We start from the raw sequence: 14851 nt of genomic DNA, 5'->3' as shown, positions 1-14851 counted from the left end.
CGGAAACCCGATGCCGTCGTACGATCCCGAAACATCGCGCACACATTGCTGTGATAGGACAGCCCAATGAACAGCCCGATTCCCGATGTGACCGGCACGACCCTGCTCGTCGTCGACGACGACCATGCGATCCGCAGCCTGCTGGCCGAAAGCCTCGGCATGCATGGCTACCACGTCCGGACCGCCGCGAGCGCGCAGGAAATGGACACGGTGCTGGCGCACCATCCGGTGTCGTTGATCCTGCTCGACGTGATGATGCCCGGCGAGGATGGGCTCGCCGCGTGCCGGCGCCTCAGCACCAAGAGCGGTCCGCCGGTGGTGATGCTCAGCGCGCTCGGCGACGAACCCGATCGCATCTTGGGACTCGAAATCGGCGCGAGCCATTATCTGTCCAAACCCTGCAGCCCGCGCGAGATCCTCGCGACGGTCCGCGCCGCGCTGCGCGAACGCCGCGGGCCTGGCGAGCGCGAGGCGCAGGTCTTCGCGTTTCTCGACTGGCGCGTCGATTTCAGCGCGCATGAGCTGCTCGATGGCGACGGCACCCTGATCGACCTGACCGACGGCGAGTTCGCGGTGCTGCGCGCCTTTGTCGAGCGGCCGCGTCGCGTCCTCGCGCGCGACGCGCTGCTCGAAGCCGCGCGCGGCCCTGATACCGACGCGTTCGACCGCGCGATCGACGTCCAGGTCAGCCGGCTTCGGCGCAAGCTGCGGTCGCGCGGCGACGAGATCATCCGCACGATCCGCAACGAAGGCTATTTCTTCGTACCACGCGTGGTCCGCACGTGATCCGGGCACGCTCCTGGCCACTGTTCCTGCGCATCTTCGCGCTGATGCTGCTGACCGTGGTGCTGGTCCAGCTGCTCAATTTCGCAGCGGTGGTGCTGATGCCGCCGCCGACGCCGGCGATCTATTCCACCAACCGCATCGCCACCGTGCTGCGATCGGGCACCGACCCGACCGGTCTGCTCGTCGTGACGCTGTCGCACGAAGCGCCACGCGCCGCGGACGATCCGCGCGACCACCGGCTGGCCAAGATGATCGCCGCCGATCTGGCCGTACCCGCGACCACGGTGACGGTCGAAGGACGTCGCTATGGTCCGCCACGGACGGTCGGCGCGTTCCGCCCGCCGATGCCGATGCCCATGCCGATGCCCGGACCGCAAAAGTCGTTCGCGCTCGACAACGGGCTGTTCGGGTCGTTCTCGGTTGCACTGAAGGTCGCACCAGGCACGTGGCGCGTGGTGCGACCGGCGGGCGGCATAACCGGCCCGTGGCGGTTGCGGATCATCCTGTGGTTTCTGGTCGCGATCGCGGTGGCGGCGCCGATCGCCTGGGCGCTCGCGCGGCACGTGGCCAAGCCGATCGGGGTGTTCGCCGCCGCCGCCGACCGGCTCGGGCGCGATCCGCGTGCCGAACCCGTGCCGGTGCGCGGCCCCCCCGAGATCGCCGAGGCGGCCAACGCGTTCAACGTCATGCAGGGCCGGCTCAACCGCTATGTCGAGGATCGCACGACGCTGATCGCGGCGGTCGCCCACGATCTCCGGACGCCGCTGATGCGCCTCTCGCTGCGGCTCGAAAAGGCGCCCGATGCGATCCGAGTCGCGAGCGAGGAGGACATCCAGGAGATGAGCCACCGGATCGGCGCGGCGATGGCGTTCGTCCGCGACATGACGCGCCATGCGAGCCGTCAGCGCCTCGACCTGCGCTCGCTCGCCGAAAGCATCACCGACGATTTCGCCGACCGCGGCGCGCAGGTGACCCTGGCGCCGGGCACGCCACTGACGATGGAAGGCGACGGCCCCGCGCTGAAGGCGGTGCTCGCCAATCTGGTCGACAATGCGATCAAATATGCCGGCAACGCCGCGGTACGCTTGTCGCGCGCCGACGGCTTCGTGATCATCGAAGTCGCGGACGACGGCCCCGGTCTGGACCAATCCGACCTCGACAAGGCGTTCGAGCCCTTCTTCCGCGCCGAGCGATCGCGCAACCGCGACACCGGCGGCATCGGCCTGGGCCTCGCCAGCGTCCGCGCCGTCGCGCGCGCCCATGGCGGCGACGCCGAAATCGAGAACCGGCCGGAGGGCGGGCTGCTCGCCCGCGTCACCCTCCCCGGCTGATGACCTAACCCAGCATTCCCGACACGATCCACCGTCGGCTGTGCGCGGACTTGATGAGCGCCGCGCCGCAGCACCGGCACGCCGACCGCTGGATCACCTGCCCCGCCACATCCCGATGCCGCGACCGCGGCAGATGCCGCCCCAACGCGCAATCGATCGTTCGTGCTGTCGGCATCCGGCGCTCCCCTGCTTGGTCGCAGGAGGCTTGGCAGGCGAAGTTGTCCGCCGTGTTTCCGAACGCGAAACCCCCGCCGGCGATGATCGACGATGGACGAAGACGTGCCTTGCCCGTTTGCGGCGCCCCTCCCCAAAAGCGGAAGGGCAAGGAGGGTGGATTGCAGACGGTCCGCTTTCGGGCCAAGCCACGCAAAATTAAGCAGGATCAAGGGCAGGGGATGTTCATCCGTTTGAGAGATGCCCTTCTGTGGGCAAGCGCGATTAGCCTCTATCGTCAGAAGCGCTTTGATAAGGCTATCGTCCGACTAAGCAATATGTCGAAAGGTAGCAGGAATTACTTTGAATATAATGCATTGTTTGCTACAGTAAGCCTCATACTTGGACGCAGAGATGAAGCGCAGCGCCTATTCGTCGTTGCCCTTCAAAATAGTAAGCCCCGAAATCCATCGCATGGAGAATACATCGAAATCTATTGTCAATACTACTTGAACTCGATCAACGGCAACGAGGGGGCTAAGGTCATATCTTTGGAGAAGGCGTTGCGCACGCGTGCGCCGTCGCTAATCCGTGGGTGGCTTCCCCTCTCTTAATACAAGTTTGATCGGCTGGTTTCAGGTTCTTCTTGCGGCGTCGGCAACGACCACTTCTGGGCGCTAGCGGCCATCCTCACGCTTCAAGTCGGCCAGCAGGCCAACAAGCTGCTGCCTCCGTGAGGGTGCGTAATCAGGGTACTTTTCGCGAATGTCGTCGTCGTCAGCCCAATAGCTCAGCCCATGCCATGCTCTACGTTCAGCACCTCGCAACCCGGCAGGATCCGCGATCGCGGCGTCAAGGTCGCCGTTCGTCACGTCGCTGCCAACGATAACGCGCTGAAGGCAGTCGATTAGGAACGTGCGAGCATCGGTCATGTCCAGCAACGTGCCTCAACGCCGACGGCCCGGCAATCTCCGCTATCGGGATCAGGAAACAACCCAGCTAGGCCCGGGTATGGGCGTTAGCCGTAACTTCACGCTGTCCTACACGCACGCGTTGCGCCAAGCCGGTGCCATGGCCCACCGCATGCCCCCTTCCCTGCCCGACCCATCGCCCCCGCAGCGTCGGCTGGGGACGCAATCGGGGGGGGGGGCGCAGCGTGAAGTTCCTCAACTTCCGATTTACCCCCTGCCGCGACCCGGGGCGTGCGACGACGTGCCGCCGACCCCGCGCCGCGGACACGCGGAGAGCTGCGGGGTGGACCCCGCCGCTCTCGGCCTCAGAACTTGACGCTCGTGCTCATGAAGAACGCGCGGCCGTACGGGTCGTAGGTCGACGGATAGGTGTTCGCCTGCTCCTGGTTGTCGCCCAGGATTGGCGGCCTCTTGTCGAACAGGTTGTTGACGCCGAACGACCAGGTGAAGCCCGGCTTCACCTCGAACGCCGCGGTCAGATCGAAGTAATTGTACGCCTTGATCTTTTCGACCGCATAGGTGGTCGTGCTGTCGTCGTCGTTCACCGCCGACAGGTGGCGATACAGCACCGACACCGTCATCGGCCCGGTCGCATAGGTCGCGCGGCCCGACAGCCGCCACTTCGAATACGGATTGCCGCAGGTCACGCCGAACTTGCCCGCGCAGTTGAGCGTCAGGTCGGGGATCGCCGCCACCGGGTTATAGTCGAACGCGATCAGCCGCGTGCCGCTGAAGCGCAGGTCGAGCCGGCTGGTGTCGTTGCCGAACGCGCCGAAGCCGAGTGCGGTGGTGTAGCGCGCCTCGAAGTCGACCCCGCGGGTCTTGACGCCGCCGGTGTTGGACAGCGCGTTCTCCGCATCGGTGATCGCATAGCTGTTGGCGTCGCGCGGCAGCGACGAGCAATAGCTGGTGTTGTACGGCGTGTAGTTGTTGGTCGCATCGCCGAAGCACGCGCGGATCAGGTTCGCGGTACCCGCGGTCGAGATATAGTTGGCGATGCTGATCTTGTAGTAATCCGCGGTGAACGAGAAGCCGCGCAGGAAGCTCGGCTGCAGCACGATGCCCGCCGTATAGGTGTCGGACGTCTCCTCGCGCAGGTTCGGGTTGCCGCCGTTGATCGTCTGGATCTGCGTGCTGCCGCCGTCATAGGCGGTGCCGAGCAGCGCCGCGGGTACCCCCGACGCGAGGCAGCTGGCGTTGAGGTTGGTGTTGGTGACGGCCACTGCGGTCGTGCACGGATCGGTCGCGGTCGGGAAATCCTGCGACGCCCCGCTGTACAGGTCGTTGACCGTCGGTGCCCGCACCGCGCGCGAATATTGCCCGCGGAAGCTGAAGTCGCGGATCGGCGACCAGACCGCGCCGCCCGAATAGGTGTTCACCGACTTCGCCGCGGTCGAATAATAGCTGTAGCGATACGCGCCGTTCAGTTCGAGCCGGTGGAAGAACGGCTTGTCCGCCAGCAACGGCACAGCGACCTCGGTATAAGCCTCCTTAACGTCATATCCGCCGCCGAGCCCTTCGCCGCCGTTGAAGCCGACGACGTCGCCGCTGCTCAGCGCGAAGTCCGGATTATAGCTGCCGTGTTCCTTGCGATATTCAGTACCGAACACGATCCCGACGGGTCCTGCACCCAGATCGAACAGGCTCCTGTTCGAGATCGACGCGCTCGCGACCTGTTCGCTGATCGTGCTGGTGTTCTGCGTCGGGATCGAGATGAACGACGCGGCCGCATCGCTGATGTTGCCCGCGCCGAAAATGTTCAACGGCACGCAGCCGTTGCTGGTGTCCGAGCAGACCAGGTTGCCGCTGGCATCATAGGTGGTCCTGAGCGCCTGCAGCACGCGGCTGCGCGAGACGTTGCCGGTCTGTGTCTCGACCGACCGTGTCTTTGAATAGCTGTAATAGGCGTCGTAGTTCCAGCCGCCGCCGATATCGCCATTGGCGCCGAGCAACGCGCGATAGGCGGTATTGTCGGTACTGGAGATGCGTGCGCCGACCTCGGTCAGGCGGCGATAGATGGTCGAGGTGACGTAGCCGTCGCCGTCGGTGTCGAGGCCGCCGAGCAGCGCGCGCGAGCTGGGCGACAGGAACGAGGAATCAGCGTCGAGCTGTACCGATCCGGTGAACGGCGTCGGCGCGAGCTGGTTCTTGACGCGGTTGTTGATCAGCTGCCCCTCGGCATAGACGTTGAACGCGCTGCTCACCTCGTAGTTGGTCTGCGCGCTCATCAAGAAACGCTTCTGCGGGACCTGCAGGTAATTGGAGGGCGCATAGTTGTAGGCGTCGGTCGCCGAACTGTACGGCGTGTAGCTGCCGTCGGTCTCGAACTTGCGATTGACGCCACCGATCGCGAAGCGCGTGCCCTCGATCGATCCCGATCCGCCCGCGATCAGCCCGCCCGCCCCGTCGTCGACCAGCGCCTGGCGCGAATAGTCGCGGCTGCCCTGCAGGATGCCGTCGCGCTTGGTATAGTCGAAATAGAGCGTCGCATTGCCGCGACCGTCGGCGAAATTGCCGCCGAGCAGGATGTTGCTGTTGAACGTCCCGCCGTCGCCCTGCTCGTTGATGCGATAATTGGCATTGACCTGAACGCCGGTGAAATCCTTCTTCATCACGAAATTGACGACACCCGCAACCGCATCGGACCCGTACACCGCGGACCGGCCACCGGTGACGATATCGACGCGCTCGATCAGCCCGGCCGGAATGGTGTTGAGATCGACGATCTGGCTCGAATCATAGGCGACGTACCGACGGCCATTGACCAGCACGAGCGTCCGCGTCGAACCCAACCCGCGCAAATCCGCGGTCGCCACGCCGCCGCCCGGGTTGTTGGATGCGCTGGTGACGCTGGGGACGAGCTGCGGCAGGTCCTTGACGATATTCTCGACGTTGACCTGGCCCGACAGCGCGATCTCCTGCGAGCTCACCACCGAGATCGGCGACGCCTGATCGAGCTGCAGCCCGCCGAGGCGCGATCCCGTGACCACGATCGCGTCGTCTGCAGCGGGGGCCGCCTGATCCTGCGCGCCGACCGGCGTCGGATCGGTCTGCGCGAGCGCCGGCGCAGCCACGCCGAGCAAAAGCGTAGACGCCAAAAGACGCGTTCGAAAATCGAGATGCATGCGCTTACTCCCTGAGCCACAACCGTCAGTATTGCGGTCGATGAATGCGATACGGATCGGGTCCGTCGCTCAGGTCTGCAGTCGAGCCGGGCGTTCGACAATCGTTAATACGTCATGGAAATGTCATCATCTAACCCTGTTGTATAGTCGACACTCTTTGATACCGATTATATCCCAACGGTGACTTTCACGCGCTAAAAGGAAGCGGCGCTGTATCACCCGAACGCGACCCGCAGCGTCTTCGGGCGGATCGCGCCGGCCGGCGGCACGAATGGCGAGACGAGCGTGCCGCGCGAACGCGGCTGGAGCCCGAACGCGATGGTCCAGCGCTGGCGGATGGCGGAGTAGCCGCTCCCGTCGCTCATTGGAACGTCGCCCCCGCCGCGAGCGCCTTGGTCGGGCTGAGCCCCTGCTGTTCGAGGAACTGGTTGAGACCCGCCACCAGGTCCTGCGCCGCCGCACTGGTGAGGACGATACGGCCGACGACGACCCGGTCCACCGACGGTGGCTGGCGCGCATGATCGCACCGCGCGCTTTCGAGCGTCAGCACGATCACGCCGTTGAGGTTCGCCAGTCCCGCAAAGCCGGTCGCGAAGATCTCCGGCGCGAACGGGTTGTCGATCAGCGCGGGCAAGGCTGGTGCAGGATCGGGTTCGGACGCTGGAACGCCCTTGATGGCGACACGCATATGCTACTCCTTCACGCAGGTGCGCACGGCAGGGTGGTGCGCGGCATCCTCCCTGATCGCGCCGAATGTCCGGGACATTTCCCCCGATCCACTGCGCAGACACATCGAAGCTCCGCCCGCCGCCGTGTGTCCGCACTGCCATGCGACGGACATACGGGAACATTCCAGGGAAACATCGCGCCGCGAAGGGCCTCCGCTCACCCCGGAGACGCAGGCATGACATTCGACTTCAGCGCTGGACCCATGGCGCTCGCCATGATCGGCCTCGCCGCCCCGGCACAGGCCGCGCCGCCGACGACGGGCACCGAGGCCGCAGCGCGCGTCATCAAGACCCTGCGCGTCGAAGGCGCACAGCGGATCGAGCCCGAAACGGCGCTCAGCTACACCAAGCTACGCGTTGGCATCGCTTATACGACAGAGACGCTCGACCAGGCGCTGAAGGACCTACAGGCCAGCGATCTGTTCACGGATTATGCGATTTCGGGTGTGGCGGACGGCAACATCGTGCTGCGCGTCCGCGAGAATCCGATCATCAACCGCGTGATCCTGGAGGGCAACAAGGCGCTGAAAGTCGACAAGATCACGAAAGAGATCAAGCTCGCCCCGCGCCAGATCTTCACGCGCACCGCGGTGCGTCAGGATATCGCCCGGATCATCGAACTGTATCGCCGCCAGGGGCGTTTCGCCGCGGCGGTCGATCCCAAGATGGTCACCCTCGACCAGAACCGCGTCGACGTGGTGTTCGAGATCAACGAGGGGCCGAAGTCAAAGGTCCGCCAGATCAACATCATCGGCAACACGGTGTTCTCCGCCGACGCAATTCGCGGGCAGATGGCGACCAAACAGGCGCGCGCGTTCCGATTGCTGTCGTCGGCAACCAGCTATGATCAGGATCGGCTGAGCTACGACCAGCAGAAGCTGCGCCAATTCTACCTGACGCAGGGCTACGCCGATTTCCGCGTGACCTCTGCGGTCGCCGAACTCACGCCGGACAAGCGCGACTTCATTATCACCTATGTCGTCGAGGAGGGGAAACGCTACAAGTTCGGCGACGTCACGGTGGACAGCCAAATCCGCGAGTTCGACAACACCAAGCTCGCCGCGACCCTGCCGCTCAAGAAGGGCGACTGGTACAACGCCAAGCTAGTCGAGGACTCGGTCGACTCGCTGAGCCAGACCGCGGGGCTGTTCGGCTACGCCTTCACCGAGGTGAACCCGGAATTCCAGAAAGACGCCGATACCCTGACGATGGGGATCAACTTTAACATCGCCGAAGCCAAGCGCACCTTTGTCGAGCGCATCGAGATCAACGGCAACACGCAGACCCAAGACAAGGTCGTCCGCCGCGAATTCCGCGTCGCGGAGGGTGACGCGTTCAACAGCTTCCAGGTCAAGCGCTCGCAAGATCGGATCAACAGCCTCGGCTATTTCCAGGACAAGATGGAGATCAAGCAGACCCCCGGATCGGCGCCCGACCGCGTCGTTCTCGACCTGCCGCTGCAGGAGAAGTCCTCAGGCGAGCTCCAGCTGTCCGCGGGCTATTCGAGCCTGGAGAAAATGATCCTCTCGGCCAACATCACGCAGCGCAATTTCCGCGGGATGGGTCAGGAGCTGCGCGCCGGGATCAATTATTCGAGCTATTCCAAGTCGGTCAATCTTGGCTTTACCGAGCCCTATCTGTTCGACAAGAACATCGCCCTCGGCGGCGACATCTTCCGCCGCGACTATAGCTCGTACAGCAGCACCGGCGACACCGACAGCAACACTTACGAACAAATCTCGACCGGCTTCCAGCTGCGCGCGGCGGTCCCCCTCAACGAATATTGGTCGGCGACCACGCGCTATGGCTTGTCCTATGACCAGGTGACGCTCGACCCCGACACCTATTACACCAACGGCACCTGCGACGCGGCGCTGGCGGGCCAGTATCTGTGCGACGCGGTCGGCAACCGCTGGACGTCGTCGATCGGCTATTCGCTGGTCTATGACAGCACCAACAGCCGGTTACGACCGACCAAGGGCAGCAAATTTTCGCTGAGCCAGGATTTCGCGGGGCTCGGCGGCGACACCAAATATCTGCGCACCACCGCCAACGCGTCCAAATATTTCGATCTCGGATCGAACTTCATCGCGACCGCGCATGCCGAAGGCGGTTACATCAAGGGCCTCGGTCAGGACGTGCGGCTGACCGATCGCTTCTATCTGGGTGACCCCCAAATGCGTGGATTCGATATCCGCGGCGTGGGCCCCCGTGTCACGCGGACCTATTACGACACCTCTACGATCCCCGCGACGCTGTCAGCCGACAGCAGCAGCAACACCCAGACCGCGCTCGGCGGCACCGCCTATTACCAGGCGCGGCTGGAGCTCGAACTGCCGATGGGGTCGGGCGCGCGCGAGTTGGGATTGAAGCCTTCGATCTATATGGACGTCGGTGCGGTGTTCGGCGGCACGTCGCCGACGCTGACCGACACCTGCGCCACGGCGATCGCGGCGGGTACGGCGTGCGTCGCGGGCACCCGGCAATACACCAACAGCGCGGGCGAATTGCTGTACCTGGACAGCACCGGCGCCAGCACGACCGTCAATACCGGCACTGCCTACACCTATTCCCTCGGGACATACCGCGAGACCTATTCGGGCAATTCGCCAAGCCCGCGCCTGTCGGTCGGCATCGGGGTCAACTGGACCTCGCCGTTCGGCCCGCTGCGGCTCGACCTGGCGAAGGCGCTACTGAAGGAACCTGGCGACGACAGCAAACTGATTACCTTTAACATCGGCACGCAGTTCTGATCGCGTCACTGATACAAAGCCGGACATATCGCAGACATGGCCCACGTCCACCGGCCCCACCCGAGCGGCGTGCAGGACGCCGCGTTATTCGGGGCAAGTTACATGGGCATAGTATCGTTCAAGCGGGCGCTTTGGGGCTGCTCCTTGTGCATCGTGGCGTCGCCGGCGTCCGCGCAATCGACCAGCACGCGCGACTTTGACGAGATCGTGATTACCGGCAAGACCGCCGACGCCGGGGTGGGCGGGGTGGTGTTGCCGGCCACGTCCAAGGCCAAGGTCGCGCTCGACGCCACCTTCATCCAGCACGAGACGCCGGGCCAGTCGATCAACGACACGATCAACATGCTGCCGGGCGTCAGCTTCCAGAACAACGATCCCTATGGCTCGGCCGGCGGCACGCTCAGCATCCGCGGTTTCGACGGCAGCCGCGTGTCGCAGATGTGGGACGGCTTCCCGCTCAACGACACCGGTAACTACGCCATCTATTCGAACCAGCAGCTCGATCCCGAACTGATCGGCCAGGTCACCGTCAGCCTGGGCTCGACCGACGTCGACAGCCCCAGCGCGTCGGCCACCGGATCGACGGTCAACTACACCACCCGCATCCCGTCCGAGGATTTCCATGTCAACGTCGCGGGTTCGGCCGGCGACTATGATTTCATGCGCGTCTTCGGCGTCGTCGACACCGGCGTGTTCACCAAGTTCGGCACGCGCGCGTTCATATCGGCGAGCAAGTCGACCAACGACGTCGTCTTCACCGACGCCGGCAAGATCGACAAGACGCAGATCAATGCCAAAATCTATCAGCCGATCGGCAGCAACGGCGACTTCATCTCGCTCGCCGGCCATTACAACCGCAACATCAACAACTTCTTCGGCTCGGTTCCGCTCAGCAACACCGGCGTCAACGTCGGCACGGGCTCGGGCAACCGCTTCCCGCAGACCAAGGACGAGCGCTTCTACGATGTCGGCAACTGCGTCAGCAGCGCCGGCGTGGCGTGCGGCCTGACCGCCTATGACTATCGCTACAACCCGTCCAAGACCGCGAACCTGCGGCTCAATTCGCGCTTCACGCTTTCCGACAAGCTGACCGCGACGGTCGACGCGGCCTATTCCCATACGCTGGCCAATGGCGGCGGCACCGCGACTGCACAGGAGGGCTCGACCACGATCGGCGGGCAGTCGGTCGCCGGCTATGTCGGCAGCACGCCCTATTTCGGTGGCGTCGACCTCAACGGTGACGGCGACACCCGCGACGCGGTCATCGTCAGCGCGCCGAGCACGACCGAGACCAACCGCTATCTCCTCAACCTCGGCCTGCGCTACGACTTCAGCGATACGCAGACCGTTCGGGTCGGCTACAGCCTCGATTACGGCCGCCATCGCCAAACCGGCGAGCTGACCACGATCAACGCCAATGGCCTGGCGACGACACCGTTCCCCAGCACCGACGCGCTGCTCGATGCCACCGGCACGGCGCTGCAGAAGCGCGACCGCTTCTCCAAGGCGATCCTCAACCAGGGGTTCGGCGAATATCGCGGGCGCTTCTTCGACAGCAAGCTGACCGTGACGGGCGGCGTGCGCGTTCCGTTCTTCAAGCGCGACCTGACCAATTATTGCTTCACGACCAGCGCATCGGGTGCGCTGATCTGTTCGGGCCAGAACGCAGCGACCGACGCGATCATCGCCGCCGCCTACCCGAACTATCAGGGCCCGCAAAACCGCGTCTTCGACTATAGCCGAGTCCTGCCGAGCGCCGGCGTGGTTTATCAGATCGCCGCCCCCTTCGCGATCTTCGGCAATTATTCGAAGGGCATGCAGGTGCCGGGCACCGACAATCTCTACAATGCCTTTTATTATGCGCCGGGCACGACCGGCGCCAAGGCGGCGAGCCCCGAGACCACCGACAATTTCGATCTCGGCCTGCGCTATCAACAGGGCCGGTTCCAGGCCCAGGCCTCGGGCTGGTACACGGTGTTCCACGACCGCCTGGCCTCGTCCTACGATCTCGAGACCAACACGACGATCTACCGCAACCTCGGCACCGTCCACAAATACGGTGTCGACGGGAGCATCAGCTACCGCCCCGTCGACCAGCTGACGCTCTACGCGTTCGGCTCGTACCTGAAGTCGAAGATCCTCGACGACGTCCAGGCGACGGCGACAACCACCTACCTCACCGCCGGCAAGCGCGAAGCGGGCGCCCCCAACTACACCTTCGGCGGCCGCGCCGAGGGCGATGCCGGCCCGGTCCGGATCGGCATCGAGGCCAAGCGCACAGGTGCACGCTACGTCAACGATCAGAACCTGCCGGTCGTGATCGGCGGCGTGCAGGTCTATGGGGCGAAGGCGCCGGCCTATACGCTCGTCAATCTCGACGCACGCGTGTCGCTCAAGCCGCTCGGCCTGAACGACCAGACCTTCCTGCAGCTGAACGTCACCAACCTGTTCGACAAACTCTATGTCGGCGGCTTCAGCGGCACCAGCGCGACCAACGCGCTGACCTATGCGCAGATCGGCGCGCCGCGCGCGGTGTCGGCGACCTTCAACATGGGGTTCTAACGCCACGGGGGGTGGCGATGCCGCCCCTCGTTTCCATCGGTCGTCGCGTCACATCATCCGGGGGCGGTTCTCAACGCACCGCGGGAAGATGACGATCGAGCCAGGTGGCGAACAGCTGCGACCATTGGCCGCACGGCTGGTCCGGCCGCCCGAGGCCGAAGCCGTGACCACCCTCTTCGAACAGATGGAGTTCGACCGGGCGTTTGGCCGCCTGCAGCGCGCGGAGCATGATCATGCTGTTCTCGACCGGCACCGCGCCGTCGTCGAGCGCGTGGACGAGGAAGATCGGTGGCGTCTGCGCGGTCACGTGTTGCGCCGGCGAACGGCGCGCGATCAGATCGGCCGTCGGCGCCGGTCCCAAGAGGCGAAGCGCGGACTCGGGATGCGTGACCGGCGCGGTAACGCTGATCACCGGATAGATCAGCCCCATCGCTGCAGGCCGCGCGGCCAGCGCATCGGTGGCGTCGCGCGGTCGATACACCGGCTCAGCGAACGCCGTCGCCAGCGACGCGCCAAGATGCCCGCCCGCCGAGAAGCCGACCGCCGCGACGGCCTCCGGATCAAAGCCGTACCGCTTGGCATTCGCCCGAATGACGCGCACCGCGCGCTGCGCATCCTGTAGCGGCACATCGTCGCGCCCGACCCAGCCTTCGTCGGGCAGGCGATAGGTCAGCACGAACACGGTGTACCCGCGCGCGGTCATCGCTCGCGCGATATCGACGCCTTCGTTGAGGATCGAGACGAACGTGTAGGCGCCGCCGGGAATCGACAGCAGCGCGCGGCCGTTGGGCTTCTCCGGCCGGAACACGCGCAGCATCGGCCGGTCGATATTGCGGACCCAGGGAGCAGGATAACCGGCGGGAAGCGGCTTGGCGCGGAAGCCGCCGGTCGGCGGTCCATCGGGCCATAGAGGCAGGTGTTCTGCATCCGTCCAAGCGGCCGGGATCGGCGGCAGCGTGGGTAGTTGCTGCGCGCTCGCGGCGACCCCCAGGCTCGCCAGACCCGTTGCGCCGGCGATAAACGACCGGCGGCCGATCCGCGTGTCGGAGCTTGGAAAATCGGTCATGCGCTACCTTCGCTTGTTCTCCGGGTCAGCGACCGTGACGCGCAACCGGCTGCGGAGCAAGCCTTCGCCCCTAACCGGCTACAATCGATCGCGCGGCGAACGCATTGCAGCGCTGTGGCCAATCTCAGTCGCTGAGCCGCGATCGCGTCAGCGAGATGGTGACGATGAGGCCGGCGTCGCTCCAGTCATAGTGGATCGTTCCGCCCAGGCTTGCAACGCTGCGTCGCACCAGCTCGCTGCCGTAGCCGCTGGGTCCGCCGGGTGCTTCGACCTCGGGCCCGCCGCGTTCCAGCCAGGTCACGACGATGCTGTCGCCGCTGGTCTCGCTGCTGACGTCCAGCGTGCCTGCCGGCGCGGACAACGCGCCGTACTTCATCGAATTGGTCGCAAGCTCGTGAATGACCAGCGCCAGCCCCGTCGCCGAGGTCTCGCCGACGCCGATGCGCTCGACTGCAACCCGGATCCGTCCCTTGAATGCGCCGAGGTCGTCATAGGGCGCCAACAGGATCGACAGGAGATCGCCGAGCAGTGCCGCGCCGCCTTGCCCCGACGAAAGCGGACGAACCAGGTCGTGCGCGCGGCCGAGCGCCGCCAGCCGGCCCGTCAGATCGCGCGCCATCTCACCAATACTGTCGGCCGATCGCGAGGTGAGCGCGGTCAGTCCCGACGCGATGCCCAGCAGGTTCTTGACGCGGTGGCTCATTTCGCCGGCCAGCAGCTCATTGCCCTCCTCGGCCTGCTTGCGACCGGTCACGTCAAGGAAGATGCCGAACATGGTCCGATCGACGATCCCGCTGTCGTCGCCTTTCCCACGCGCCGCGATCCACCGAACCTCGTCGCCGACGAGGATGCGGAAATCGGTTTCATAGGCGCCGAGCATCGCGCGCGTCGCGGCGAACGCGTGGCGCACGCGATCCCGATCGGCGGGGTGGATATGCGACGATAGTTCTTCGAACGTCACCGAATCGCTCGGCGCGATCCCCCACAGTTCAAACCCGCGCTCGTCCATCACCAGTGTGTCGTCGTCGACGTTCCACGCCCACAAGGACGCACCGGCCGCCGTGACGGCGAGCCGCATGTGATCCGCCGGCCATTCCGAGGTCTGCGGTTGCTTGCCGGTCATGCGATCCATTCCCTTGTTCGACTGGTCTCGGCTACGTGGCGCCGTCGTGCCGCGTTGGCAACGTCTCGCGGCAATCCGCATCCGTTGCAAAGCGCGTTCCCGTCGCGCCGGCCAGTCGAATGATCAGTGGCGGCAGCCGCCGCGCTCCCCGGTGCCGGGGCGACGTCGACCTTCAGCGTGCATCGACAGCGCCTCCCTCCCCTGCACGATCGCTTCGAGAAGGTCGCAGGCTGACGGGCGATACCCGCCTCAC

The 14851-nt window shown here is 65.1% G+C and carries 11 protein-coding genes; 5 read left to right on the top strand and 6 right to left on the bottom strand.

The window, feature by feature from the left end; all coding sequences use genetic code 11:
• Positions 1-66 precede the first annotated feature (66 nt).
• The 3 genes from U1701_RS12995 to U1701_RS12985 all read left to right on the top strand — a co-directional run bounded on the left by U1701_RS12995 (position 67) and on the right by U1701_RS12985 (position 2884).
• A complete protein-coding gene (locus U1701_RS12995; protein WP_332782982.1) occupies positions 67-786 on the top strand; it encodes a response regulator in 720 nt (239 codons plus the stop codon).
• Positions 783-2117 carry a sensor histidine kinase gene (locus U1701_RS12990; protein WP_332782981.1) on the top strand — a complete coding sequence of 445 codons (1335 nt, stop codon included), beginning with the start codon at positions 783-785 and terminating at the stop codon, positions 2115-2117. Before U1701_RS12995 ends, U1701_RS12990 begins: the two co-directional genes overlap by 4 nt.
• Before the next feature lie 335 nt (positions 2118-2452).
• Positions 2453-2884 (top strand): tetratricopeptide repeat protein, encoded by a 432-nt coding sequence (locus U1701_RS12985; RefSeq protein WP_332782980.1) that lies wholly within the window; start codon positions 2453-2455, stop codon positions 2882-2884.
• Between the two features lie 63 nt (positions 2885-2947).
• Here the strand turns inward: U1701_RS12985 and U1701_RS12980 are convergent, their stop codons facing one another.
• The 4 genes from U1701_RS12980 to U1701_RS12965 form a co-directional block, all read right to left on the bottom strand.
• Entirely contained in the window at positions 2948-3202 is a 255-nt protein-coding gene (locus U1701_RS12980) for a hypothetical protein (RefSeq protein ID WP_332782979.1), read from the bottom strand.
• A 344-nt stretch (positions 3203-3546) separates the two neighbouring features.
• Positions 3547-6339 carry a TonB-dependent receptor gene (locus U1701_RS12975; RefSeq protein WP_332782978.1) on the bottom strand — a complete coding sequence of 931 codons (2793 nt, stop codon included), beginning with the start codon at positions 6337-6339 and terminating at the stop codon, positions 3547-3549.
• A gap of 242 nt (positions 6340-6581) precedes the next feature.
• A complete protein-coding gene (locus tag U1701_RS12970) occupies positions 6582-6731 on the bottom strand; it encodes a hypothetical protein (protein WP_332782977.1) in 150 nt (49 codons plus the stop codon).
• Positions 6728-7054 (bottom strand): hypothetical protein, encoded by a 327-nt coding sequence (locus U1701_RS12965; RefSeq protein WP_332782976.1) that lies wholly within the window; start codon positions 7052-7054, stop codon positions 6728-6730. The genes U1701_RS12970 and U1701_RS12965 overlap by 4 nt, the downstream gene beginning before the upstream one ends.
• A gap of 216 nt (positions 7055-7270) precedes the next feature.
• Between U1701_RS12965 and bamA the strand changes: the two genes are divergently transcribed.
• Positions 7271-9847 carry an outer membrane protein assembly factor BamA gene (bamA, locus tag U1701_RS12960; protein WP_443026050.1) on the top strand — a complete coding sequence of 859 codons (2577 nt, stop codon included), beginning with the start codon at positions 7271-7273 and terminating at the stop codon, positions 9845-9847.
• Positions 9848-9949: 102 nt separating this feature from the next.
• Complete coding sequence (locus U1701_RS12955) at positions 9950-12409, top strand: TonB-dependent receptor (RefSeq protein WP_332783061.1); 2460 nt, start codon at positions 9950-9952, stop codon at positions 12407-12409.
• Between the two features lie 70 nt (positions 12410-12479).
• Here the strand turns inward: U1701_RS12955 and U1701_RS12950 are convergent, their stop codons facing one another.
• Positions 12480-13475 (bottom strand): alpha/beta hydrolase, encoded by a 996-nt coding sequence (locus U1701_RS12950; protein WP_332782975.1) that lies wholly within the window; start codon positions 13473-13475, stop codon positions 12480-12482.
• A 124-nt stretch (positions 13476-13599) separates the two neighbouring features.
• Positions 13600-14598: a sensor histidine kinase gene (locus tag U1701_RS12945; RefSeq protein WP_332782974.1), complete on the bottom strand. Its 999-nt coding sequence runs from the start codon at positions 14596-14598 to the stop codon at positions 13600-13602.
• Positions 14599-14851 lie beyond the last annotated feature (253 nt).

It is taken from the genome of Sphingomonas rhamnosi (assembly GCF_036663615.1).
GTDB lineage: Bacteria > Pseudomonadota > Alphaproteobacteria > Sphingomonadales > Sphingomonadaceae > Sphingomonas.
The sequence above is the reverse complement of the archived record's forward strand: the minus strand, read 5'-3'. Positions and strand labels throughout refer to the sequence as shown.